Here is a 25,489-nt window from a genome sequence, read left to right as displayed (position 1 = left end):
TTTATTTGTCTTCTTTTGATTTGATAAATGGTTTAAGTTTCTCTTTGAGTAGTTCAAGTGCTCTTGCGTGTAATTGTGATACTCTTGATTCTGTTACGTTTAAGACAGCACCTATTTCTTTTAGAGTAAGTTCTTCATGGTAGTATAGCATAATAACTTGAAGTTCTTTTTCTGGTAACTCTTTTATGGCTTCCTTTATTTTTTCTATGATTTCGTTTCTTATTACAATGTTTTCCGGATTAGTTAGTTCATCTGGTGCTTCTATTACATCCTCAAGTGTGATAGTACTGTCTGATGAGGAGTCAGGGAATAGTATGTCATCTAGTGAGTTTATATAGTTTCTTGAATTCTGAAGTTTTATTGATGTTTCCTCAAACTCCTCTAATGAAACGCCTAACCTTTCTGCTATCATATCTTCACTAGGTTTTTCGCCTAGTTCGTACTGGAGTTCAGAAAAAGCTTTCTGATATTCTTTTTCTATTTGCCTAACAGATCTAGGTATCCAGTCCATTTCTCGAAGTTTATCATATATGGCACCTCTTATCCTTATTATAGCGTATGTTTTAAACTTTACTCCTCTGTCTGGATCAAACCTGTCAATTGCGTCTATAAGCCCGTCTATCCCCCAACCGATGAGATCATCGTAATCTGATTGATTGTTTACAGTTATGTTCATGTTGGCAACGACATATTTAACTAGAGGTGCATATTTCTCTATGAAAAAGTTCCTAATTTTTATGTCTTTAGTTTTCTTATATTCTCTCCATCTTCTTTCTTCTTCTTCGGGATCAAGCTCATATTTTGAAAGATCTATATTAGGTCCCCTCACACATTCCCTCTTAAGATATTATCTTTCAATGCGGATACTTTATTCAAGTTTGTCTAGTAGAATTAAAAATGGTTAAATTTTTATTTTCAACATTTTACTTAAATTTCGGTGTAGGTTAAGTATTTGAGTAAATATAAGACTAATATTTTTTGTAGATGCAATGCGTTCTGAAAATACAGGTTCTGCAATTATCTATAGAGGGTTTTGGTACGAATTTACGTTTTTCTATGATTCTTATTGCTTTTTTAAGCTTCCTAGATATGTTTTCAGTTTTGAATCTCCTGTATTTTATTGTTCCTGTATCAAATGAAAAGGTACCCATTCTTATCTCATTCTTTCCATTCATTAAGGTATCATTTTTAGATATGATGAAGGAATAGTAAGAAACTTCAAGAAAGATACTTTTGATGTTATACAAGCTCTTTTTGTATTCGAAAATTTCAATGTAATTGTTTTCTTCGTATATTGCGTCAACTACTCCTACTAGTTTGAGTTTATTGAATGTTGTTTCGAATCTTTGTTCTGTAAATTTTGGAAATATTGTTTGTTTTCTTACTTTTCTGTAGTCTAGAAATTTTTGTATATTACTGATTTCTGTTTGATAGTGAGGATTTTCATTTTGATATTTGTTTAGTAAGTGTCTAATTCTATACAAGTCCTTTTCTTCATTTACTTTCTTCATAATATCATGTAGGTTTATACCATGTTTCATACTCCGTGTTGGTGTTGTTTTTATTCCTGTTATTTTACTTAGAAACCAGGTATAGGGGCACTTTAAAAGATTTATAAATTCAGTTTTTGATATTCGGGTGCTCCTATCTTTAAACATGTGTAGTTGCATATTATTTTCCGATGCAGAAATTTTGAAATATTTTGTCCATAAGGTCTTCTGTTGTGACTTCACCTATCATTTCTCCTATATAAGATAAAGCATCTCTTATACCTATTGCTATAAATTCTTCTGACATTCTATTTAGTGTAGTTTCGTATGCCTCTTCTAATGAAGATATTGTATCTTCTATAAGTTTCCTTTGCCTTTCGTTGTTTATGAGGATGTTGTTAATTTCGTCTTCAACATCACCTACTAGGTTTTTTATGATACTTTTAGAAAGTTCATTGATGCCGTATCTATACTTTGCGGAAACTAAGAAATATTCGGAAACATTCAAATTAGCATCTTCAAAGATTTTTGATACTTTATGTTTTACTTTCTCTAGTATGGGTAACTTTTCTGAAGTTGTTTGTAGTTTTTGAACTTCTACTAGAGTATCAATTTTGTTAATCACCACAAATACGTTTTTGTTCCTTATATAATCTTTTATCATATTTACTAAATTTATATCAGAGTCTGAAAGTTTTTTTGATGAATCAAAGACTAGTATTATAGCATCTGCTGATAGGATACTATCTATGGTTCTTTTTATCCCTTCTGTTTCAATGGGGTTTTTTGATCTTCTTATGCCTGCTGTGTCGGAAAGACTTATGGGTACTCCTTCTATTGAGATTATCTCTTTTACTACATCTCTTGTAGTTCCAGGTATATTTGAAACTATTGATCTATCTTCTTCAACTAGAGCGTTCATGAGACTCGATTTACCGACATTGGTTTTCCCTGCGATACATATTTTGAGTCCTTCGCTGAAAAATCTTGATTTTTGAGACCTTGCTAATAGCTTTTTAAGCTTGAGTATACAGTTTTTGATAGAAGATTTTATAAATTCCCAGTCTCTATTGGCAAGATCTTCTTCTGGGTGATCTACTAGTACTTCAAGGTATGCAAGAAGATTTAATAATTCTTCTTTGACACTTTTTATCTCTTCGGATAGTTTCCCATCGAGTATATTACGTGATATTTTGACATTAGATAGATTTTTACTCGTTATCAGAGAATTTACTGCTTCTGCTTGTAGAAGATCTATTTTGCCGTTTAATACTGCTCTTTTTGTGAATTCACCTGGTAATGCCATCCTCAATCCTTGGGCTTTAAGCAACTCCATTATTCTACCTACGATTATTGGATTTCCATGACAACTTATTTCTACTACATCTTCTCCTGTATAAGATTTAGGTTTTCTCATCAAGGCTACAACTACATCATCGATCTTTTCGTTTTTATCGATGATATTTCCATACAAAAGCGTATGTGTTGCCATGTCTTTTACTCTCTTTTTCCCTTTAAATATTCTGTCAACGGCTTCAATTGCTTTATCTCCAGATATTCTTATAACGGTAATTGCTGAGTGCATATTTGGAGTTATTGGAGCAAAAATTGTATCTTCGTCAAGAAATACTTCTCTCATAGTTAGATTTTAAATATCTCTGGAAGCTATTTTAAATCTATTAACAAAACTTCTTGAAGTCTGATAGTATTTAGAAGAGCTGTTGGTTACTAGATGAAATGATAGATTTCTAATAAGTTAATACAAATCTCAAGTCTTCCTTGTTATAAAAGTATTTAAACTCAGCTAATATCTTTGTAAATTACTTATTAACACAAGATTTTGTTCAAAATTAGTATCTAAAACTACAATAGCTATATATTATTATCAAATTAAAGATAATCTTAGGATTATAAAATTTGCATAATTTTGGTGGCTTTATTTTAGTGGAAAACTTTATTAACTTTAGTAAGAAGATTTATCTTGAGACATATATTTTCTACGCTTAGCCTTCAATGAGAGACATGATAGGACTTTACATACATATTCCTTTCTGTAGGAAAAGATGTATATACTGTGATTTTGCCGTTATTGATATGAATAACAAGATTGTTACTAATCTATTTGATGTTTATGTGAAGTTTATTGTTGAAGAACTCAGATTGTATGAAGGTTTTTTATCAAGAGTTAGAACTGTTTATCTAGGTGGAGGAACACCTTCATTGTTGGGGAGATATTACCTTGATTTGCTTATAAGAAAACTTTCTCAGTTTGTAGATTTAAATAGTATTGTTGAATTTACTATTGAAGTTAATCCTGAAGATGTAGATGGTGAGTTTGTTGAATTTTTGAAAAGTAGCCCTATAAACAGGATAAGTTTAGGAATACAAAGTATGGATGATAGACTTCTTAGGTTACTTTCAAGGAGGAATACATCTTATACTAATACTGTTGCTTTGGAGTTATTGAGAAAATACTTTGATAATGTTAGTTGTGATGTAATATATGGTATACCTTCATCTACGTCTGAAGATACAGTAAGAACTTTAGAGAAAATTCTGGATTTTGAGGTTAAGCATGTTTCTGCGTATAGTTTGACTGTTGAAGAATATACAGCATTAAGCTATTTTGTAAAGAAAGGTATAGTTTCTTTGAGAGAAGATGCTGAAGATTTTTTCAAAATTCATGATTTACTCTCTTCAAAGGGATTTGAACATTATGAAATATCAAACTACGCTGTTAAAGGATTTGAGTCTAGGCATAATATGATATACTGGGATAGGTGTGAATATGTTGGAATAGGTTTGGGAGCATCAGGATTCTTAGAAAACCGGAGATATAAGAATACTTTGAGTATAAAAGAATATATATCAAGACTAAGCAAAGGACTATTACCGGTTGATGAAGTTGATGAAATTGATAATTATAAGGCATATCAAGAGTTAGTTATGTTAGGTTTTAGAAAAAAAGATGGTTTTGATATTTATAATGTCAAAAAGTTTTTGGATGAAGATGGTTTTAATAAGTTTTTGAATAGAGTTAGAGAGATCGAAAGCTTGGGTTATCTTAAACTTTTTGAAGGTAAAATAATACCCACACTTCAAGGATGGATAGTTTCTAACTACATAGTAAGGGAACTTACAAGCTTGTAAGTTATATTTTCCTTGTATTTGAGAGTTGTTATTTTCTAGTTACTATATTTGCATCTTAAACAATATCAAAATCCTTTTATGCTTTTAATGCGTTATGCTATGAAATGTGCTACTGAAGACTCTTTGGCGATTCTAAGGTACTCTGGGACATCTACGATTTCTTTTACGAAATCCTCAAGATCATCTTTAGAGAGTCCGAATACGTTCATTGCTAAAGAGCAAGCGACGATTTTTACTCCTAATTGGTTTGCATAATCGAATAGTTCTTTCAAGGTAGGTATTTTCTTCTGTTTAAGTAAGATTTCGAGCATTCCTTTACCAATTCCACCGAAGTTGAACTTGGATAGTTTTGCTTTATCAACAGAAGGCTTATTTATTATGCCAAACAGTTTTTGTATCAAATTCCTTTTATATTTTCCAGATAATTTCTTTTTTGTTATTAGGTTTAGACCCCAAAAAGTGAAATAAAGTGTTACATCCCAGCCGGTTGCTTTTGCACCTGTAGCCATAACAAGAGATGCCATCGCTTTATCGTAATCGTCAGTAAAAACTACTATTGATAAAGAGTCTTTTTTCTTTTCTTCCATACCCAATCCTCCTATCTTTTCTTAAAATACATAATCCATAAGTTACCTTGCGCTTCAGTTGCTAAATGCTCATGACCATCTTCTACAAAACTTCTAGGTACATCTCTAGAAGCAGGTTCATGATCTGTTATTATTCTAACAATTTCCCCAGATTTCACTTCACTTTCAATAAACAACTTTGACTTAATATATGTAAAAGGACATACTAAACCTCTTATATCTAGTTCCTTGTCGACTTTATATGATGTATCCATAGATAACCTCAAAAAGTACATTATAATTTTATAATAAAAATTTAAGAAAGTCAAATTTTGAAAACATCTATTTTGTAAAAAGTTTGAAAATTTGAATTTTGTGATATTTTTTGTAAATTACTAAACATGAGAAAGTATTCAGATATTGAATTCATGCTAGGAGCTATGGAGTTGGAGGAAGGAGCTGGAGTTAAAGTTAAGAGATACATTGGACAGACTTACAGTTATTTTGATCCTTTTCTACTTCTTGATGAGTTCAAAAGTGATGATTATGAAAGTTATTCTAAAGGTTTTCCACCGCATCCACATGCAGGTTTTGAGGTTATGACTTATATGCTTTCTGGTAAATTGCGACATAGTGACTCAAAAGGTACTGTTGAAGTAATGGAAGAAGGTGATATACAATTTATGAATACAGGAAGGGGAATAATACACTCAGAGATGCCTTTGTTTTCTAAGCAAAAGTTGCTTTGGGGATTCCAAATGTGGATAAATGTATTATCGTCTTTGAAGATGTCTGAACCTTTCTATAAGAAGTATAGACATAAAGTTGTAGTTGATGGTGATGTACTTGTAAATATAGTTGCAGGAGAGTACAAAAATGAAAAAAACTTGAATTTTAGTAGGAACCTTACAACATACATTTTAGCAAAGCTTTGTAAAAACCAGAAGGTAAGTTTTGTAGTGCCAGAACATCATACTTCCTTTATCGTAGTTTCAGATGGTTTAATAAAGTTGAATAGTGAAAGTATAACCCATTCAAATATTGCTTTTCTGAGTAGAGGTATTGTGGATATTTTAGCTATTGATGAATCAATTATTATTTTTGCTAGTGCTAAATCAGTAGGTGAGAAAATAATAAAATATGGTCCTTTTGTTGTGAATACTAAAGATCAATTATTAGAGGTTATAAATGAATATAGGAATAATTTCCATGATATATAGAGAATTCTGTTTGGATTTGGTGGGAGAGAATTTTTTTGATAACTGTAGGAGTGTATTTTAGCTTTTTGTGGTTTCAAAATTCTAGATTTTGATCTTTTTTGAAGTTTTAAGTTTAGATTTTCATCTTTTAAAATACAGGAATTAATTTTTGGAGGGCTTATATGGCTAAAGATCCTAATGTAAAAGATAGGAGTAGAGGTAAAGGTTTAGGTGTGAAGTTGTATGATAATGAGTATGCAAGAGCGGGTAATATAATAGTGAGACAGGTAGGTAACAAGATATATCCAGGTGAAAATGTAGGACAGGGTAGAGATTTTACTCTTTTTGCTCTGAAAGATGGAAAAGTAAAATTTTATATGAGAAAAGGGAAGAAATATGTTAAAGTAGTGGAGGTATAAGTTTATGTTATCCAAGCAAAAACTTGAAGAAATGAAAGAAAAACTCAAAAAAGAGAAACTTCAAATATTATCTGATATTTTCGGTGAGGAAATGGCTATAAAATACTTTACTAATAATTCAGAAGGGGATATCGTGGATAGGGCAAGTGATTTTTATGAGTCTCAACTTCTTGCTAGTATATCAGGAATACAAAGAGAAATAATAGACAAGATAAATGATGCTCTTAAGAGAATTGATGAGGGAACGTATGGGAAGTGTAGGAGTTGTGGTGTTGATATAGAAATTGAGAGATTAGAGGCAATTCCTTATACAGATATTTGTTCAAATTGTGCTAGAAAAAAGCAGGAGGCTAGAATTAGGTGAAAAACTTAACTATTTCACAAGTTATTGAAGGGATAAAAAATAAAAAGTTTTCGGCTTTTGATCTTATTTCTAGTTATATATCTAGAATAAAGGAAGATTTTAATTCTAAGAAACCTATAAATGCTTTTATAAAAATCGATGAAGAAAATGCTTTAAAGTTTGCTAAATACATTGATCAAAACATAGATAAACTTGAGGGTAAGCTGTTAGGTGTTCCTATAGGTATAAAAGACAACATAAATGTAAAAGATTTACCTACAACATGTGGGTCTAAAATATTGGAGGGTTTTGTTTCAGTTGAAGATGCGACGGTAGTAGAGAAGATAAAAAAAGAATGTGGTGTAATAATTGGCAAATTAAACATGGATGAGTTTGCTATGGGATCTTCTAATGAAACTTCTTACTATGGTATAGTTAGAAATCCCCACGATAGAGATAGAGTACCTGGAGGATCTTCTGGGGGGTCTGCTGCTAGTGTTGCCAGTGATATGGTTGTAGCATCATTAGGGTCTGACACTGGTGGGTCTATAAGACAACCTTCTGCATTTTGTGGTACGGTTGGATTAAAACCAACTTATGGTCTTGTTTCTAGATACGGACTTGTGGCTTTTGGTTCTTCCTTAGATCAAATAGGTCCTATAACAAAAACTGTTGAAGATGCTGCTATACTTCTTGAAGTTATTGCCGGTTATGATCCCAAGGATTCTACTTCTGTTAGAGTTGAGGATACTTCGTTTTCTCAGGGTCTTAAAGATAAAATAGATCCATATTCTATAAGTGTAGGTATTCCTGAAGAGTATTTCACGGATGATGTTCAAGAAGAGATAAAAAGTAGAATTCTGGATATAATATCTATTCTTGAAAGGAAGGGTGTTAAGGTAAAGAAAATTTCGTTGCCTAGGAGTAAATATGCTATACCTACTTACTACATAGTTGCTCCCGCTGAAGCAAGTTCTAATCTAGCTAGATTTGATGGTGTAAGGTATGGTTACAGGGCGGAAGCAAGATCTCTAAAAGAAGTTTATTATAATACGAAGACTGAAGGTTTTGGGAAAGAGGTGAAGAGAAGAATAATGTTGGGTAATTATGTTTTATCTGCTGGATATTATGATGCATATTATCTAAAAGCTCTCAAAGTTAGAACACTACTTAAAGAAGACTTTACAAATGCTTTCAAAGAAGTTGATTTTATAGTATCTCCTACAACTCCAACTACGGCGTTTAAAATAGGAGAAAAAACTTCGAATCCTATAGAAATGTATCTTTCGGACATATTTACTGTTACGGTTAATCTTGTTGGTACTTGTGCTATATCGATACCTGTAGGCTATGATAGAAATAAGCTACCTATAGGTATGCAAATAATTGGAAAACCATTTAAGGATAAAGAGTTACTGAGATTTTCATATTTCATTGAAAGGTTGTTTGATTAAAGTTTCTTTGAGTATTTTATTTAACAATAAGTACGGGTTTAGAAGTTAACTTTTTATTTCTGACTATCTAACAGACAATAATTAGATTCTAATCTGATATTCTTCTACTTTTTATGGGTTAGTATGGTATATAATTTATATCTAATAACTATACTGAAAATACTTTGGTTTTACCTAATCATTCTTCAGCGTAGATTTCAGTTTTTGATATTTACATCTGCTATATGATGTTTTTTGTTGTCAATTACTTTTCTTTTTGATTTATTGTTTTTTTGGTCTTGTTGTTTTTCTTGTAATTTGACGACTTCTATTTTCAGATTTACCTTGTCTTCTGAAATACTATTGCATACGACAAGTATTTTCTTGTTTTCTTTTGCTAATGAGGATATATCGATTCCTTCTTCTATTATTTTTTGTGCTACTACATCCTCGATATACTTTCTGATTGTTTTTCTTAATGGTCTTGCTCCCATCTTAGGATCAAATCCTTTTTCTGCTAAGAATTCTTTGACTTCTTCTGATATAGTTATTGATATGTTATTAATTTCTAGATCTCTGTTTATTTCATTGATCATCTTAGCTACTATATCTTTAACGATATCTTTGGATAGTGGTTTGAATACAACTATTTCATCAAGTCTATTTATAAATTCTGGGCTGAAGTATTTTTTTACGTCGTCGAGTAATTTATCTTTCATATTTTCGTATTCCATAGCTTTTTCTTGTGATAACTTTGCAAATCCTAGATATCCTTTGTTTGTTATATCTCTTACTCCTAGATTTGAGGTCATTATTATGACAGTATTTGAGAAATTGACGATATTGTTAAGGCTATCTGTTAACCTTCCATCATCCATTACCTGTAATAGTATATTGAAAACATCGGGATGTGCTTTTTCTATTTCATCAAAGAGTATTACTGAGTAAGGTTTTCTTCTTACTGCTTCTGTTAATTGTCCACCTTCTTGATATCCCACGTATCCTGGTGGTGCACCAACTAATCTCGAAACTGTGAATTTTTCCATGAATTCACTCATATCAAGTCTTATAAGGTTATCCTCACTACCAAACAAAAACTCAGCTAGCGATTTAGCTAATTCAGTTTTCCCTACGCCTGTTGGCCCCAAGAATAAAAATGAACCTATAGGTTTGTTTTTTGGTTTAAGTCCGATTCTTGCCCTTCTTATTGCTTTTGATACGACTTCTATTGCCTCATCTTGTCCTATTACTCTTTTCTTAAGTTCGGTTTCGATGTTTGCTAATTTGTTTATCTCCATACCACCTAGTTTCTTTACAGGTATTCCTGTCATTGATGATAGTGTTTCTCTTATGTCATCAACTGTAACAGGTATTATTAGGGATGATGTTCTTTCCATCCATTCTTGTTTTTTTATCTCATATTCATTTCTTAGTTCATTTAGTTTATCTCTGTAGAATGCTGCTTCTTCGTAATTTTGATTGGTAACTGACTGTTTTTTCTTCATTTCTAATTCTTCGATTTCTGCTTCCAAGTCGGATAATTCTTTTGGTTTTGAGAACGATTTCATTCTTACTTTTGCGCCTGCTTCATCGATCAAGTCAATGGCTTTGTCTGGTAGGTATCTTCCTTGTATGTACTGTTTTGATAGATATACGGCTTGTGTTATTGCATTATCTTCGTAGACAACTTTGTGAAAATCCTCATATTTCTTTTTTATACCTTTCAATATTTCTAATGTGACTTCTACTGATGGTTCCTCAACGAGTATCATTTGGAATCTTCTTTCGAGTGCTTTATCTCTTTCTATGTATTTTCTATAGTCATCAAGTGTAGTAGCTCCTATGAATTGTATATCTCCTCTCGATAGTTCGGGTTTGAGTATATTAGCTGCGTCAATTGCTCCTTCTGCTGCTCCTGCTCCTATGACTGTATGAATTTCGTCAATGAATACGATTACATCTCCTGCGCTCTTTATCTCGTTTATTATGTTCTTAAGTCTGTCTTCAAATTCCCCTCTGTATTTAGTTCCTGCGACTATTGCTGGTATGTTTAGCTGTATAATTCTCTTTTCTGTTAGGTATTCAGGTACTTGCCCTTTTACTATCCTTTGAGCAAGTCCTTCAACTATGGATGTTTTACCGACACCTGGAAGCCCTGCTAATACAGGATTGTTTTTCTTCCTTCTTACTAAAACTTGTATTGCTCTTTCGATTTCTCTATCTCTACCAATTACCGGATCTAGCTTTCCTTCAAGTGCCAATTTACAAAGATCCGTTCCAAATTCATCGAGTAATGGAGTCCTTACTTTCTTTTTTATTTTTTCCTTTTGTTCGACTTGTCTCATTGATGATGTTATGCCATTTGAAATTCTTGCAACTACTCTTCTTAGTGCATCTACTGTTATGCCATTATTTTCGAGTACTATATATGCTATACCGCTGTATCCACTCATGATTGCTATGAGTATATGTTCTGGCCCTATATAGTTGTGTCCTAGTTTTTTTGCTTCTTCTAAAGCAACATCTAGTATCTTTTTAACGTTTTGACTGAAAGGTAAGGATCCCATGTTTATAGGTCCCATAGGATTTCTTATAGCATTTTCTATGTCAAACTTTAGTTTTTCTGTGTCTACTCCTAGTTCTCTCAGTGCTGATACTGCTCTATTTTCGTTTTCGTTTATTATTCCTATTAGTATATGCTCTACTTCTATCTTGTCGTTTCTTAGTTTCTTAGCAACTTCTTGTGCTAGAATGTTTAAAATCTTCTTGCTATTAGGTGTAAGTCCTTCAGGAAACATACATATCCTCTCTGTATAAAAAATTTAAAGAAACATCAAACTAAAATCAAATTATTATGATAATTTTCGGTAAAGTGTCGTTTTAAAATTTCTTAAGTAAAACTCGGTATACAAAAGTGAGAAGTATAGATTTTGATATAACTGTTTGTTTAAATTTAAAATAGACATATATGCTCGAGTTTATAAGGATAAGAAACTATGCTATTATAGATGACCTTGAACTGGAGTTTGGAGAGGGATTTAACGTTTTTACAGGCGAAAGTGGAGTGGGTAAGTCCATTATTGTTGATGCTTTAGGGTTTTGTTTAGGTGATAGAGCAAATCCTTCTATTATAAAAACGGGTAGAGATAGAGTAGTAGTTGAAGCTGTATTCAGGATAAATAATGAAAGAATTAAAGAAAAGATAACTAGTTTAGACTTTGTTTTAGAGGATGATAGGATAATAATAAAAAGAGAATTTGATTCTAGTGGTAGAAGTAGGATAACAATTAACAGTAACACTGAAACTGTTTCTAGACTTTCTGAACTTTCGGATTTTTTGGTTGATTTTCATGGGCAACATGAGCATCAAAGCCTTTTAAATCAAAAAACTCACATAGACTATCTTGATGCGTTTGGGGGATTTTATAATGAACTCATAGAGTTGAAAAATATTTATGAAAGAGCACTAAATCTCAGAAGAGAAATAAAGGATCTCCAGAACAAAATATCTCAAAATAAAGACAAGTTGGATTTTCTTAGGTATACTGTAGATGAACTTAGAGGAGCAGATCTCAAAGAAGGTGAGGATATTGAGCTTGAAGATAGGTTTAAATATGTAAGCAACTATGAACAAGTTTTGGAGATAATAAAGGAGGTAGTGTCGTTTTTGGAAGATTCGGAGTATTCATCTATATCTACAATATCTAAAGCCATTGGAAAGTTGAAGTTTGGTGTTAGGATTAATCCTTCATTTGAAGATCTTGTAAAGAATCTTGAAGATGGGTTATCTCAAATAAGAAGCGTTTCTAATGAGCTTAACCGCTTAATTAGTAAGATAAACATAACTCCTGATGAAGTAGAGTATATAAATCGAAGACTTGATCTTATTAGGACGCTGAAGAGAAAATACAACAAAAATTCTGTTAGTGAACTGATTGAATATATGAGACAGTGTGAAAAAGCTATAAATGATTTGGAGCTGGGTGATGAAAACTTAGTAAAACTCCAAGATGAGTATAGTAGAGTCTTGGGTGATCTAAAAAATGCGTGTATAGAATTGTCAACCAAGAGAATCAGAAAAGCTAAAGAGCTTGATCAGAAAGTTGAAGGTTTATTAAGATTGCTTGGTATGGAGAAAGCAGTCTTCAGAACGGACTTTAAGTATTACAAATCTGATGACGGTATGATAGAGATAAATGGTACAAGAGTAGATGTTAATGAGAAAGGTATAGATAGAGTCGAGTTTATGATATCTACTAATCCTGGATTGGAGGTTAGGCCTTTGAGGAGTGTGGCTTCAGGTGGTGAGATATCAAGGATTATGCTTGCTATAAAGAGTGTACTTGCAAATGTATCTGAAGTTGATATGATGGTTTTTGATGAGATAGATGTAGGTATCGGAGGGAATACTGCTAATATTGTAGGAGATCTTATAAAAGATATATCTAAAAAACAACAGATAATAGTTATAACTCATCTTCCGCAAGTTGCTTCGAGGTCGGATGTACATTTTAAGGTTGAAAAAATCTTTGAAAGTAACACAACAAAAGTTATAGTTAAAAAACTATCATCATTTGAAGAAAGGAAGAGAGAAATAGCGAGGATGTTTGGAAACGAAACTGAAACAGGTTTGAAACATGCAGAGGAGTTGCTTACGAAAAGTTTGAGGTAGGTTTTTTAAGTGCTTTTTGTTAATATTAAACTCTGGAGTTTATCTCTCAGGAGATTTTTATTTAATACTATTTTATTGATATCTATTTGTCTTTGATATAAAATTACGGAATAAAAGGGGAGGATGCTATGAAATTTACTAGATTGATTTTATACCTACAAGTACTGTTGTTTTTGACAGTTCAATCTTTTGGTCAAGTTGTGAAAGTTAATGTTTGGCATGCGTATCGTGGTGATGAAAAAAAGGCAATAGAGCAGGTTGCAGACACATTTAACATAACATTCTTTGATGTTCAAATTACCCTATTACCTGTTCCGTTTGATGCTATAAATGATAAATTAAGGACTATGGTACCTCTTGGTAAAGGTCCTGATCTTTTCATATTTGCTCAAGACTTTACTGGTGAGTGGGCTAACAATAATATAATAGTACCTATAGATAACTTGATTACCAAAGAGATCGTTTCACAGTTTCCAAAGTATCTTCTAATGGCTTATGTATATGGTGACAACGATAATTTGTGGGCTTTACCTATGTCGTTTAAGAATCTCATATTATTCTACAACAAAAATTACATTTCTAAGGTACCTGATACTTGGAGTGAGTTAATAGATCTTGCAAAGAAATTTACAGATCCTAGATCTGGTCCTTATGGTAGGAGAGGTTTTGTTTATGATATGGGTAATTTCTACTATCATACAATGTGGATACAAGGTTATGGTGGTAGGATATTTGAGAGAAGGAAAGGTACTGAATACTTTCCGTTACTTGACTCTGAACCGGTTTATAATTCTATAAAGTATGTTTTAAGACTTAAAAAACTTATAAATCCAACAGGTGATCCTAAGGGTGAAGTTGGAGCAGATGGTTCAACCGTTACGGAGTTATTTAATTCTGGTAATGCATTATTTGTTGTAAATGGTCAGTGGTTTAGAGCTGAAATATCTCCTAAAGTGAATTATGGAGTTGCACCATTTCCAGTTATAGATGATTTACCAGGGATAAAAGGATCTGGACGAAGAGCAATACCTTTCTTGACGGTTGAAGGTATATTTATGTCATCTAACGTTAAAAATAGGCAGGCCGCATTTAAAGTTATGCAATTTATAACAAGCCCTCAAGCAGGTAGAATTTTTGCCAAAGTTGGTAAACAGACTCCTGCGAATGTTGGTGCGTATCAGTATTCAGAGGTTAAGAATGATCCTATATCTCAGATATTCATAGAGGCCGCTAAAGAAGCAATACCAATGCCGAATGTTCCTGAAATGGCTTTAACTTGGTCTCCGGCGACAAGTGCTTTGGTTGAGTCTACAGGACTTGATGCTGATGATCCACAACTTGACTCAAAAATAAAGAATATTTGGAAAAAAAGACAGGCAGAGCTTGTTAATCTTATAAAAACAAGTCTGAGAAGGTAATTAAATAGGGGGCTTATGCACCCTTTGTTTTTGTATTATTTTTAGGGGAATTTTAGTAACTAAGTTTTTTCCACTTACGAAACATAGTTTGAATTCTTGTAGAATTTTAGTTATACTTAAATAGATATGACTTATGAGATTATAATTAGTGGTATGATTTGTAGTGGATGTATAAATGCTATAAAAATGGCTATAACTACTGCTGATAAAGATTCAGTAATAAAGGAAATTAAAATAGGCAAGGTTATAGTTGAGTCATCAAGTATTGATAAAATAAAAAATAGTATATCTCTTTATGGATATAAAATAGAAAGAATTGTAGAAAAACTGTAAGGAGGTTTGTATGGCGGATGCTTGTGATATGGATAAGAGTAAAGGTAAAGAATTTTCTATCAAGTTTAATAATCCAGAAGAAGATGAAAAAATAAAGGATTTCCTTTTGAAAACCAAGGTTATAGCGGTAGTAGGGTTATCACCTAAAGAGGATAGACCTAGTAATGCTGTTGCTAGATATCTTAAGGAAAAGGGATACAAGATAGTTCCTGTTAATCCGGGGTATGATGAGATACTTGGTGAAAAATGTTACAAATCTCTATCTGATATACCATTTCAAGTAGATATTGTTGATATCTTTAGAAATCCTGCTGAAGTAGTACCCGTTGTTCAGGAAGCGGTTAGACTAAAACCAAAGTGTATATGGCTTCAGTTGGGAATAGTGAACAATGATGCTAAAAAAATAGCTGAAGAAAGTAGTATATTCTTTGTACAAGATAAGTGTATTAAAATAGAACACCAAAAGTTGATAGGTTAGCTTCTTCTAAACTATATAGCCGGTTTGTTGGATAATAATTTGTTTTACACACTTGTAAACATTTTCGAAGTCTTCGGTTGCGTTAATGTTAAAAATATTTTTTATATTCTTGTGCCCTTGTGATAAGAATAGTTCATAGTTTGATTTGACTTTTTTGGCAAATTCTATTCCTTTACTTTCAATGCCATCTTTTTCTTCTATTCTGCTTAAGGATATTTCGGGTGGACAGTTTAGGTAAATTAGAGTGTCTATATAAAAATTCCTTATAGAGTATTCTGTTAAGTCTATCAAAATTCTTTTTAGTTTTTCATCATCGGTGTTCATTATTTGATATGCATATGTTGATACAAATGATCTATCCATTATTATTATATTGCCTTGGATGGATGATGGAATAATGTAGTTTCTTATTAAAAATGCTCTATCGGATGTGAAAAGTAGAGATTGTTCAAATACGTCTAAGTTTATTTCTTTTGATACTAGTATAGACTTTAATCTTTTACCAAGTTCTGTTGGACTTGGTTCAGAAAACCATAATACCTTATTTTGAAACAGTTCTTTTAGGTCAGATGCTAGTTTTTTTGAAATAGTTGATTTCCCACTACCATCTATTCCTTCAAATGCTATTACCATGTTACTCTTCCATCATTTTTTCTAGTAGTTTTTTTAGTCTCTTTTCATCTCCTGTACTAATACACTTGCCAATGTCGTCTAGTATAAGGATTTTACCAGCACTTTTGAGAGCATTGTAAGCAGCTTTTATCTGTTGGAATATGAGTTGACAGTCATCTTCATCTTCTATCATTTTTATTATACCATCAATTTGCCCTTTTATTCTGTTTAATCTAAATATTAGGCTTCTTTTATTTTCATTTTCCATATTACTTACCCCATATTAATTTTATTTCAACTCTTCTATTTTTTGCACGATTTTGAGGAGATGTATTGGGAACTTTAGGTTTTGTTTCACCGTAACCTATATAGGATATCCTGTTAGGATTTATTCCTAAATTGATTAGTATTTTTGCAACTTCTTTTGCCCTTAGTTGTGATAGTTTTAGATTGTATTCATCTTCTCCTATATCGTCAGTATGTCCTTCTACAATTATATCGGCTTGATTGTATTTTTTTAAAATTTCTGCCAAGTTTGATAGAGTTTTTATGAACTCTTGTTTGATTGTATATTTATTGAAGTCGAATACTATATCTGGTATAGTGATATTTATTTCGTTTTCTGAGGATAGTACTTCAATATTTTCTTGTTTTTTTAATGCTTCTTGAACTTTTGAGATGACTTCTTTTTTTTCGTCTTCTTTTAGTCTATTTACAATCTCAAGTGAGCTCTCTGAGGATCCTGAATATATTATTGATATACCGTTTTTGTATAAAGCATTAAAAAAGTAGTTTTCCTTCATATAGTAGGGTTTACCTTCTGCTATATCCCAGTAGTATTCTATTTCCGAAGCACCGGAAAGATATTGAATTATCTTGGTTCTACTAAAGTAATCTGAAAAACCGTACTTTATGTTTATGATTGCGATTTCTTTATCTTGGATGTTGGTAGTTCGTGAAAACTTGTAGTGAGCATTGAATTCAATCTCAACCAAGTCAAACAATTCTGTGAAACCTATTTTATGAAATTCTTTACCTCTGAAGAACCATTCATCTCCGGGTTTTATATCTCTTTTGACAAATACAGGTACATCTCTAACGACTGGCATGATGAATTCTTTTGATATACTCATTTTACCATTTTCTTCCATTACATATTTACTTATGTGAGTTTCGTCAAGTTTAAATTCGACATCTTCTGAATAGTCTTTTGAAAAGACATAAAAAATACCTTCAATTCCATAGTATTTTCTCCCACTAACTGTTGATATACTTTTTACATCAATTGATGCTTTGTTCAGTATTTCTACATATTTGACAAATGTGTTGTTTGTGTATATATTTTGTTTGACAAAACTTTTGACTCTTAATATTTCATTTGTATTTAGTTTCCAACTAAAGTCATATCCATGTAATAAGTATCCAATCAAAAGATAAATTACTGTAATGTAGGTTCTAATATTCGTAACTTTTTTCATAAATTCTCCTGTACGTACGAATAATAAAAAGTATTTTTGTATGCTTTCAAATATCCTTATTAGGTGTTTCATGGTATTTAGAAGTTGAGTGTGACATTTTTTATATTGAACTTAAACAAAATTTTTTACTTTTTATCGGAAGGGATTTTCAAATTGAATAGCAGAAATAAATTTGTTTATCATTCGGCTTATGAGGGTTTTGATACTGTGTGGTGGTAAAGGTAGGACACTTTGGCCTATATCTAGAGATAATTTACCTAAACAGTTTAGTAAGGAAATATTTGGAAAGTCTCTTTTTCAGAGTACTCTTGAGATGTGGAGTTCAGTTGTTAGTCCAAATATGATAGTTGCAATTGCTCCTCAAGAGAATAGGTTTTTTGTAATATCTCAATCTATCGAGGTTTTTAAGACAGAATCTGTTCAACAATTGGTAGAGCCTAGATCTCAGGGTACATTGAAAGCTGTATCAAGAGGTATTTTACATCTCATACAGTCTGAAGTTGATAAGTATGAAATAGTTGTTGTATCGAATTCAGACCAAATTTGGAAGATTGATATCTCGCAATTCTCAAAAACTTTAAACTCTACTATCAATAAATTACCACCTGGTAAAGTTTTAATGATTTCAACGTCAAAGTCGCAATATCTTAGAGATAAAATAGAAGTAAGAAAAGATCAAGGTGTTCCTTTTAGAAGATTTGTTGGGTTCTCTGATAAATCTAGGATGTTTAATATTGGATTATATATATCATCTGTAGTTGGGTTTAGGGATTTAATTCAAAATGCTTATAGCAAATCTATTGAAAGTATAATCGAAGATGAATATTTAGATGGAACTAGATTTGAAGATGTTTTAGTTAAGATGTCAAATGAAGTTTTGGTTGATGATTGGGGAGTTGAAGTTGTTGATATTGACAGTATAGATAATGTTTCAGATTTACTTGATAAGGATGATAAGGGTAATTATATTAAGGGTGATGTAATAATAAACAATTCTAAGAACATAACTGCTATATCAACAAAAAGATTGATAGCTGTTGATGGTTTACAAGATGTGAATATAATAGAAACTCCTGATGTTGTGTATGTTGGTGCAAAAAGACATAGTACTTCTATTATGGATCTCATAAAAGGGAGAGAAGAAGTTAAGTATGGTGTGACTGAGTACAGGCCATGGGGAAGTTATACTGTTATAGACAAAGGTGAAAATTACCAGATAAAAAGGATAGTAGTTAATCCGGGAGAAAAGTTAAGTTTACAACTTCACTATCATCGAAGTGAACATTGGGTTGTAATTAAAGGAACTGCTAAGGTTACTATTGGAGACAATGTTATTTTTTTAAGAGAAAATGAAAGTACATTCATACCTAAAACCGTTAAACATAGACTCGAAAACCCTGGTAAAATACCACTTGAGATTATAGAAATACAAATAGGTGACTATATAAGTGAAGATGATATAGTAAGGTTTTCCGACCTTTATGGTAGGAGTCAATAATTAGGTTTAAATAGAAATAGATCTTAAGATTTCGTTGGTTGGAATTGGTTATATTCTTTAATTTAATCTCTGTTGCGTTTTTTGTAGTTTTAGTAAAAATGTTGGTTTGTTATTTAGTGATTTTTATTTTGGAATTTTTACTTTTGGAGTTTTGGTTGAGGGTATAAGAGTATATTTTATAATGGTGAATGTATGATATTTTATAATACTTTAAGTTTGGTGTTTTGAAACGAAAATTTAATAAGAGGTGGAGATATGGTTAGATCTCTTTGGACTGGTGCTTCTGGAATGATAAGTGGTCAATTTAATATAGATGTTATATCTAATAACTTGGCAAATATCAATACCACTGGATACAAGAGAAGTAGAGCAGAATTTGAAGAACTTTTGTATCAAACTCAGAGAATGGCAGGGACTCCTTCATCTGAACTTACGATTTATCCTGTACCTATACAAGTAGGATTAGGTGTTAAGCCTTCTGCTACATTTAAGTTTCATACACAAGGTGCATTGCAGAATACTGGAAATAAACTTGATGTAGCAATTGCAGGAGAGGGGTATTTTAGGATAGTTATGCCTGATGGTACTTATGCTTATACGAGAGATGGATCTTTTAAACTTGATTCAAACGGTGAGCTTTTGACTTCAAATGGATACAGATTTGATCCCCAGATAGTTTTCCCGGAAGGTTTTAGGTTTGAAAGTATAAAAATACTTGATAATGGAATGGTTTATGCAAAAGTTTGGGATTCAAACGATGAAGTAGAAGTAGGTCAGATAAAGTTATATAGGTTTACTAATCCTGCTGGACTTGATAGTATAGGAGAAAACCTTTTCAAAGAAACACCAGCATCGGGTCCAGCTTATGAAGGGATACCATCAAAAGATGGTTTTGGTAAAATTCATCAAGGATTTCTTGAGATGTCAAACGTTAATGCTGTTAGAGAATTCGTTGATATGATAGTGGCTCAGAGAGCATATGAATTTAACTCGAAAGCTATTCAAACAACAGATAATATGTTAGGTACGGCAGTCAACTTGAAAAGATAGTTTAGTTTGATATGAGTATACAGAAACAACTTTCGTTCATTAATTCGAGGATAAGAAGAAGAATGTTGTGTACTTCTATAGTTAATTATTTTTATGGAGTGCTACCTGTTTTGTACCTGAGTATATCTTTAGTGTTTATAATTATTTCGGGTTACATTTTTCTGTCTACTATAACTGTTCCGATTGATGGTTTATCTCGTATTGTTGTGTCAAGAATAGAAGTTCCTTCAAGTGATCCTATCAAGTTAAAGGAGTACATGGTTAGGAAAGGTGATACACTTATGAATATATCTAAGAAACTAGGTGTATCTATTAGTACTCTAGTTTCTCTAAATAAATTGTCATCCCAATTTCTTCATCCTGGTAGAAGATTATTATATTCTGAAGATGACGTAATAAGGTATAGTAATAATCGTAGATTTTCCGTTTTTGATGTATCGAGAAGATATAATGTTAATCCTTATGATGTATTTGTTGCAAACGGTTACAAGTTTCACTTTGACAAAGAGTGTTTGGTACCAGGAGTTCAATTGAGTTGGAGGAACGTATCCGATATACTTGGTATAGGATTTTTGAAACCACTTATAGGTAGATTTACGTCAGGGTTTGGTTATAGAAAACATCCAGTTTTAGGTGTTGTAAGGTTCCATTCTGGACTTGATATATCTGCTTCTTATGGTTCACCTGTTAAAGCTTCTATGTCAGGTGTGGTTGAGAAAACGGGGTATGATGAGGATGGTTATGGATACTACATAGTAATAAGACATCAAAACAACATGAAAACATTATATGGACATTTGTCAAAAATATTTGTTAATAGTGGACAGAAAGTAAATAGAGGGCAAATAATAGGTAGAGTTGGTGATACTGGTATGACAACAGGACCTCATTTGCACTTTGAGGTTATAAAAAACGGTAGAAGGATAAATCCAAAAAAGTTTATCCTAAGATAGCTTATCCTAATTAGTTGAAAAACTTATAAACCACACGGAATGGGATTTCTAGTGTTGTAAGGAAGCTTTTTTAGCTCGAAGTGTATAGAATACATCTTTAATGTTGTAGTTTGCTACTTAATAACTACAATCGGTTTTGCCGATTCTGGACTTGGTGCTAATGAATATTTCATATTAAATTCAATTTTTACTACAAAATTTTTAGAGGGTATTATTTTGGAAGTTTCCATTTCTTCTAAGAATTCATTCAGAAATGATGGTGATAGTGATTTGGTTTCTAGTCTTTGGATTACATTATTGAAAAAATCACTTTCCTTTGTATACACTTCAGGAATACCTTTTAGTTGAAATCCATCTAAAGCCTTTCCATTCCAATCAAATATTGAAACACTTACAGATTTTGACGATTTAATGTTATTAACTACGTCTTGTTTACTTTCTATGAAGCATATAGAATTTTCAGATTCGTTTATGTCTACGACAAACTTAGGTTCAACTATTGGGTATCCATCATTACGTGTGTAACCAAATGCTATTATACCTTTGTTTTGTTTCAAGAATTCAAGTAGTTTATCGTCTATAAGAGTTGCATTCATATTTATCCTCCGTAAAGTTCATATTCTCTAAATTCTACTTCTGTAACTGCAAGAGGTTTTGGGAATCCCATACTTTGGATTGCCTTTGAAAACTTTTCGTATATCTCACCAGAGGTATGGTTTTTTGCAAAGCCTATTATTTTTAGAAACTTTATATTTCCTTTTAGCTCATTATCCCACTTGGAAATGCATAATTTGGGGTTTTTATTTAGGTTGTATAACGTTTTGTTTGGAAATCCAGAAACGAAAAACAGTCTTGTTGGCTCTACCTCTAAGATAAATCTTGGAGATATATTTACAATTCCAAACTCACTTACTGTGCCTACTACTGAAATACCATTACCACTTTTTAAGAATTCTATTGCATTATTAGGTAATATCATATTACCTCTTTAACTAGGTATAATAATACACAGTAGAATACCTAATTGTCAAATTTCATACTCAGTATCTGATGGTTCGAGAAACTATACTTAAAACTAAGATACCTTAATGATATTCTAACGTTTAGGTGAATGTTCTATAATGAGAACTGAGATGTGTTAATTCAATAGTGCTTAAATGTATTTTACCATCTATAATGGGCAAATGCTTTGTTAGATTCGGCCATTTTATGAGTTTCTATTTTCTTCTTTATGGCGTTACCTTGTTCGTTATATGCGTTTATTATCTCATCTGCTAATTTTTCTGTCATGGGTCTTCCCTGTTGTTCTCTACAAGCTGATACAAGCCATCTTATTGCTAGTGATAATGCTCTTTCTGGTCTAACTTCGACTGGTACTTGATAAGTTGCACCACCAACTCTTCTTGATCTAACTTCAAGCTGGGGTTGTAGGTTTTCTATTGCTTTTTCAAGCACCTGTAAAGGATCTTTTTTAGTTTTTTCCTTTACTATTTCAAGTGCAGAGTACATAATATTTTGTGCTTTTATTTTTTTACCGTCTTTCATTATAATGTTTATAATCTTTGATACCAATACACTATTATATTTGTGATCAGGGAGCGGAATATGTTTTTTGTATGCTTTTTTCTTTCTCATTTTTACCTCCTAGTTTTAGGATTTAGGTTTTTTAGCACCATATTTAGACCTGCTGGTTTTTCTACCCTCAACACCAAGAGTATCAAGAGCGCCTCTTATTATGTGGTACTTTACACCTGGCAAGTCTTTTACTCTACCGCCTCTTACTAGTACTATTGAGTGTTCCTGTAGATTATGCCCTATACCTGGTATATATGCTATGACTTCAACTTTATTTGATAGCATCACCTTTGCTATTTTCCTTAAAGCAGAGTTTGGTTTTTTAGGTGTCATTGTAGTTACTCTTACGCATACTCCCCTCTTTTGAGGGCATCCTCTTAAAGCTGGAGACTTACTCTTTTTCTTTACTTTTTCTCTTCCTTTTCTTACAAGCTGGTTTATTGTAGGCATACTAATAACCTCTAAAGCGCTAATTATTTTAGAGTAATAAGTGGTCTAATTTCAACTAAACCTTAAAAAAACTTCAATGGTGTTCAAATTTTTCCGAGTACTCTCAAGTTGAGATTTGAAATTGATGTTTCTTGATAATTAATCGAGATTATGAAGTTTGACAAAACTATATCAAGAGAAATTGCTCTTCAAGGTATATACCAAGATTTGTTTGGAATTCCATGTGATGAGATAATTAGTATGAAGTGGGTTGATGATGTTTTTAAAGAAGAACTTGAGTTTAGAAATAAAGAGTTTATAATGCAATATGCTAAAAAAATACTTGATTATTACTTCTCAAATAAAAATAAAGTTGAGAGTATGTTTAAGAAGTTTTATGCTAAAAACCCAGACATGATTTTTATTATTGATAAATCTATACTCCTTTTAGGGTTAACTATGCTTATTTTGGGCGATAATTCACCTAAGATAGTAATAGATGAAATTGTCAATATATCCAAATCTTATGGTTCTACTAATACTGTTTATAAGATGGTAAATAAGTTCATGGATCTTGTTGTAAAAAACCAAAATATTTCTTAATTACGCTTTATGATATCTGCATATGACGTATTGTAAGATGTTTGTTTAATTTTGATTCTGTTTTTTGATTTGATATTTATTTATATTACTACTGTTTAGAAGGTTAGGTATTTTAGTGTAGTAGTTTATAGAAAGATCAAAATTACTGTTGATAGATTGTTTTTGGATTGTTTATAAATATATTTACCTCTTTTAAGGGGATTGTATGGATACTTTTTTGAAGGTGTGGGAGGAGTTTGTAAATATTGTTACTTTGGAAAATCAGCTTGACAAAGTTATTCTTTCAAAGGTTAAGACTTATTGTAAAGATGGTAAATTCTTTATTTGTGTTGGTGATGAATTTACTAGGACTTGGATTGAGAAGAATTATTTTGATAGGATTGTTTCTACATTTAAGTATTACGATGTTGATGTTGAGATTATTGTAAGTCCTGATAGTGAGGATGATAGTAGTATCAAAAAATCCCAAAAGAATTTTAGATCAACTAATTCCAAAAAGTTTCAGAATATAGAGGATGTTGATCTAGAGAAAGTAAATGGTAATGTTGTAGTTGTTGAGAAGGAGGAGGTTGAAGTTGCTATTCCTGACATAAACCCTAGATATACTTTCGATAGATTCATAGTTGGTAGTGGTAATGATTTTGCTTATCATTCTGCTTTGAATGTTAGTAAGTATCCTGGTATGAGTTATAATCCGCTATTCATGTATGGAGGGGTAGGTCTTGGTAAGACTCACCTTCTTCATGCTATTGCTAACGAGATATCAAGAACAAAAAAATCGAAAAGGGTTTTATATGTTACTAGTGAACAGTTTACAAATGAATTTTTTAAAGCTTTGTCTTCTAAGAACTTGCATTCGTTTAGATTAAGGTATAGGGAAGCTGATGTATTGCTACTTGATGATGTTCAGTTTTTTAAATCATCTATGAAGCAAGCTATTGAAGAACTGTTTCATACATTTAATAAACTCTCTCATGATAAAAAGCAAATGGTATTTACAAGTGATAGGACTCCGAAAGAACTCGATGAGATAGGGGACAGAATGATAAGTAGGTTTGAAGGAGGATTAGTTGTTGAGATAAAACCTCCTGATTTTGAAACTAGGCTTAAGATTGTAGAAAAAAAGTTTGAAGAAGAGGGAGTTGATATTGATGTTTCTATAAAAGAATTTATAGCTAATTCTATTCAGAGTAATATTAGATCGCTTGAGTCTGCTGTTAATAAAGTGTGTGCTTTCTTGTCTTTTAAGAGTGGTAGAGTTGATTTAGGTACAGTAAAGGTACTTATTAAGGATCTCCTAGAAGTTAATGTGAAGTCTAAAGAGTTTAACGAAGTAGTTTATACTATTGATGATATACTAAAGTCTGTTGCTAATTATTACAATACTACAGTGAGTGATTTACTTGGAGAAGGTAGAAAGGATGAGCTTGTATTTGCTAGACAAGTTGTCATGTATCTTGCTAAGAGGCTTACGAATTTGACTTTTTCAGAAATAGCGGAGAAGTTTGGTAAGGTTCATAGTACTGCGGTCAGAGCATACGAAAGAATAGATGCTCTTATAAAGAGAGATTTCCTAGTCAAAGAGCAGATAAAGGAGGTCTTAGCTAAGATTAAGAAGATAAAAAGTGGATTGTAATTTTCTAAAAGTTTTAGTTTGACAGGGATGTTAGGTGGAAATAAAAAGAGTGATTTAGATGGTTTATAGGATAGTTTGTATTTTACTGGAGACTAAGGGGTAAAGTTTTTATAAATTTATAAAATGTTTTTGATCTAATCCGAATTTGTTGAGT

The 25,489-nt window shown here is 31.8% G+C and carries 27 protein-coding genes; 14 read left to right on the top strand and 13 right to left on the bottom strand.

Translation table 11 applies throughout. The features are described 5' to 3' along the window. Position 1 precedes the first annotated feature (1 nt). The 3 genes from N2712_00910 to mnmE all read right to left on the bottom strand — a co-directional run bounded on the left by N2712_00910 (position 2) and on the right by mnmE (position 3,129). Positions 2–829, bottom strand: coding sequence for a FliA/WhiG family RNA polymerase sigma factor (locus tag N2712_00910; protein ID MCX8028543.1), 828 nt, complete (start codon positions 827–829; stop codon positions 2–4). 139 nt (positions 830–968) lie between these two features. Then, positions 969–1,658, bottom strand: coding sequence for a PD-(D/E)XK nuclease family protein (locus N2712_00905; protein MCX8028542.1), 690 nt, complete (start codon positions 1,656–1,658; stop codon positions 969–971). Positions 1,659–1,671: 13 nt separating this feature from the next. Next, positions 1,672–3,129, bottom strand: a complete 1,458-nt coding sequence (gene mnmE / locus N2712_00900) for a tRNA uridine-5-carboxymethylaminomethyl(34) synthesis GTPase MnmE (protein ID MCX8028541.1) — start codon at positions 3,127–3,129, stop codon at positions 1,672–1,674. Positions 3,130–3,503: 374 nt separating this feature from the next. Here mnmE and hemW point away from each other — a divergent pair, with 374 nt between their 5' ends. Continuing rightward, positions 3,504–4,640 carry a radical SAM family heme chaperone HemW gene (gene hemW, locus N2712_00895; protein MCX8028540.1) on the top strand — a complete coding sequence of 379 codons (1,137 nt, stop codon included), beginning with the start codon at positions 3,504–3,506 and terminating at the stop codon, positions 4,638–4,640. A 92-nt stretch (positions 4,641–4,732) separates the two neighbouring features. Here hemW and N2712_00890 read toward each other — a convergent pair whose 3' ends face one another. Together N2712_00890 and N2712_00885 are read right to left on the bottom strand one after the other, a co-directional pair. Continuing rightward, positions 4,733–5,227: a DsrE/DsrF/DrsH-like family protein gene (locus tag N2712_00890; protein ID MCX8028539.1), complete on the bottom strand. Its 495-nt coding sequence runs from the start codon at positions 5,225–5,227 to the stop codon at positions 4,733–4,735. 11 nt (positions 5,228–5,238) lie between these two features. Next, positions 5,239–5,481: a sulfurtransferase TusA family protein gene (locus tag N2712_00885; protein ID MCX8028538.1), complete on the bottom strand. Its 243-nt coding sequence runs from the start codon at positions 5,479–5,481 to the stop codon at positions 5,239–5,241. A gap of 126 nt (positions 5,482–5,607) precedes the next feature. On the opposite strand from N2712_00885, the gene N2712_00880 reads away from it, so the two are divergent. From N2712_00880 to gatA, 4 genes are all read left to right on the top strand, one after another. Beyond that, the gene (locus N2712_00880) at positions 5,608–6,426 is read left to right on the top strand and encodes a pirin family protein (GenBank protein ID MCX8028537.1); all 819 of its coding nucleotides are present in this window, start codon (positions 5,608–5,610) and stop codon (positions 6,424–6,426) included. A 161-nt stretch (positions 6,427–6,587) separates the two neighbouring features. Beyond that, positions 6,588–6,824 carry a bL27 family ribosomal protein gene (locus tag N2712_00875; GenBank protein ID MCX8028536.1) on the top strand — a complete coding sequence of 79 codons (237 nt, stop codon included), beginning with the start codon at positions 6,588–6,590 and terminating at the stop codon, positions 6,822–6,824. A gap of 4 nt (positions 6,825–6,828) precedes the next feature. Further along, on the top strand, positions 6,829–7,188 hold the full coding sequence (locus tag N2712_00870; protein ID MCX8028535.1) for a TraR/DksA C4-type zinc finger protein: 360 nt from the start codon (positions 6,829–6,831) through the stop codon (positions 7,186–7,188). Then, positions 7,185–8,621, top strand: coding sequence for an Asp-tRNA(Asn)/Glu-tRNA(Gln) amidotransferase subunit GatA (gene gatA, locus N2712_00865; GenBank protein ID MCX8028534.1), 1,437 nt, complete (start codon positions 7,185–7,187; stop codon positions 8,619–8,621). Before N2712_00870 ends, gatA begins: the two co-directional genes overlap by 4 nt. Before the next feature lie 197 nt (positions 8,622–8,818). Here the strand turns inward: gatA and N2712_00860 are convergent, their stop codons facing one another. Continuing rightward, positions 8,819–11,398, bottom strand: coding sequence for an ATP-dependent Clp protease ATP-binding subunit (locus tag N2712_00860; GenBank protein MCX8028533.1), 2,580 nt, complete (start codon positions 11,396–11,398; stop codon positions 8,819–8,821). Positions 11,399–11,568: 170 nt separating this feature from the next. On the opposite strand from N2712_00860, the gene recN reads away from it, so the two are divergent. From recN to N2712_00840, 4 genes are all read left to right on the top strand, one after another. Further along, positions 11,569–13,272 carry a DNA repair protein RecN gene (recN, locus tag N2712_00855; GenBank protein ID MCX8028532.1) on the top strand — a complete coding sequence of 568 codons (1,704 nt, stop codon included), beginning with the start codon at positions 11,569–11,571 and terminating at the stop codon, positions 13,270–13,272. 128 nt (positions 13,273–13,400) lie between these two features. Beyond that, a complete protein-coding gene (locus tag N2712_00850) occupies positions 13,401–14,690 on the top strand; it encodes an extracellular solute-binding protein (protein MCX8028531.1) in 1,290 nt (429 codons plus the stop codon). Between the two features lie 126 nt (positions 14,691–14,816). After that, positions 14,817–15,023 (top strand): hypothetical protein, encoded by a 207-nt coding sequence (locus N2712_00845; GenBank protein ID MCX8028530.1) that lies wholly within the window; start codon positions 14,817–14,819, stop codon positions 15,021–15,023. Positions 15,024–15,033: 10 nt separating this feature from the next. Further along, on the top strand, positions 15,034–15,501 hold the full coding sequence (locus tag N2712_00840; protein MCX8028529.1) for a CoA-binding protein: 468 nt from the start codon (positions 15,034–15,036) through the stop codon (positions 15,499–15,501). 6 nt (positions 15,502–15,507) lie between these two features. On the opposite strand, the gene tmk is transcribed toward N2712_00840, so the two are convergent. From tmk to N2712_00825, 3 genes are read right to left on the bottom strand one after another with little or no spacing between them, the layout of a single operon-like run. Further along, a complete protein-coding gene (tmk, locus tag N2712_00835) occupies positions 15,508–16,134 on the bottom strand; it encodes a dTMP kinase (GenBank protein ID MCX8028528.1) in 627 nt (208 codons plus the stop codon). A gap of 1 nt (position 16,135) precedes the next feature. Then, positions 16,136–16,381, bottom strand: coding sequence for a metal-sensitive transcriptional regulator (locus N2712_00830; GenBank protein MCX8028527.1), 246 nt, complete (start codon positions 16,379–16,381; stop codon positions 16,136–16,138). 1 nt (position 16,382) lies between these two features. Then, positions 16,383–17,591 carry an OmpA family protein gene (locus N2712_00825; protein ID MCX8028526.1) on the bottom strand — a complete coding sequence of 403 codons (1,209 nt, stop codon included), beginning with the start codon at positions 17,589–17,591 and terminating at the stop codon, positions 16,383–16,385. 190 nt (positions 17,592–17,781) lie between these two features. Between N2712_00825 and N2712_00820 the strand changes: the two genes are divergently transcribed. The 3 genes from N2712_00820 to N2712_00810 all read left to right on the top strand — a co-directional run bounded on the left by N2712_00820 (position 17,782) and on the right by N2712_00810 (position 21,092). Continuing rightward, complete coding sequence (locus tag N2712_00820) at positions 17,782–19,089, top strand: sugar phosphate nucleotidyltransferase (GenBank protein ID MCX8028525.1); 1,308 nt, start codon at positions 17,782–17,784, stop codon at positions 19,087–19,089. 255 nt (positions 19,090–19,344) lie between these two features. Continuing rightward, positions 19,345–20,139, top strand: coding sequence for a flagellar basal-body rod protein FlgG (flgG, locus tag N2712_00815; GenBank protein ID MCX8028524.1), 795 nt, complete (start codon positions 19,345–19,347; stop codon positions 20,137–20,139). 11 nt (positions 20,140–20,150) lie between these two features. Beyond that, positions 20,151–21,092, top strand: coding sequence for a M23 family metallopeptidase (locus tag N2712_00810; protein ID MCX8028523.1), 942 nt, complete (start codon positions 20,151–20,153; stop codon positions 21,090–21,092). A gap of 113 nt (positions 21,093–21,205) precedes the next feature. Here the strand turns inward: N2712_00810 and N2712_00805 are convergent, their stop codons facing one another. The 4 genes from N2712_00805 to rpsL all read right to left on the bottom strand — a co-directional run bounded on the left by N2712_00805 (position 21,206) and on the right by rpsL (position 23,117). Next, positions 21,206–21,688: a hypothetical protein gene (locus tag N2712_00805; GenBank protein MCX8028522.1), complete on the bottom strand. Its 483-nt coding sequence runs from the start codon at positions 21,686–21,688 to the stop codon at positions 21,206–21,208. A 2-nt stretch (positions 21,689–21,690) separates the two neighbouring features. After that, positions 21,691–22,071 (bottom strand): pyridoxamine 5'-phosphate oxidase family protein, encoded by a 381-nt coding sequence (locus tag N2712_00800; GenBank protein MCX8028521.1) that lies wholly within the window; start codon positions 22,069–22,071, stop codon positions 21,691–21,693. A gap of 185 nt (positions 22,072–22,256) precedes the next feature. Next, the gene (gene rpsG, locus N2712_00795; protein ID MCX8028520.1) at positions 22,257–22,727 is read right to left on the bottom strand and encodes a 30S ribosomal protein S7; all 471 of its coding nucleotides are present in this window, start codon (positions 22,725–22,727) and stop codon (positions 22,257–22,259) included. A 15-nt stretch (positions 22,728–22,742) separates the two neighbouring features. Further along, on the bottom strand, positions 22,743–23,117 hold the full coding sequence (gene rpsL, locus N2712_00790) for a 30S ribosomal protein S12 (protein ID MCX8028519.1): 375 nt from the start codon (positions 23,115–23,117) through the stop codon (positions 22,743–22,745). Between the two features lie 150 nt (positions 23,118–23,267). On the opposite strand from rpsL, the gene N2712_00785 reads away from it, so the two are divergent. Continuing rightward, positions 23,268–23,699 (top strand): hypothetical protein, encoded by a 432-nt coding sequence (locus tag N2712_00785; GenBank protein MCX8028518.1) that lies wholly within the window; start codon positions 23,268–23,270, stop codon positions 23,697–23,699. Between the two features lie 205 nt (positions 23,700–23,904). Next, a complete protein-coding gene (gene dnaA, locus N2712_00780) occupies positions 23,905–25,335 on the top strand; it encodes a chromosomal replication initiator protein DnaA (GenBank protein ID MCX8028517.1) in 1,431 nt (476 codons plus the stop codon). Positions 25,336–25,489: the final 154 nt, after the last annotated feature.

The organism is Brevinematales bacterium, from assembly GCA_026415355.1.
GTDB lineage: Bacteria > Spirochaetota > Brevinematia > DTOW01 > DTOW01 > SKYB106.
This window is presented reverse-complemented; position numbering and strand designations above follow the sequence as displayed.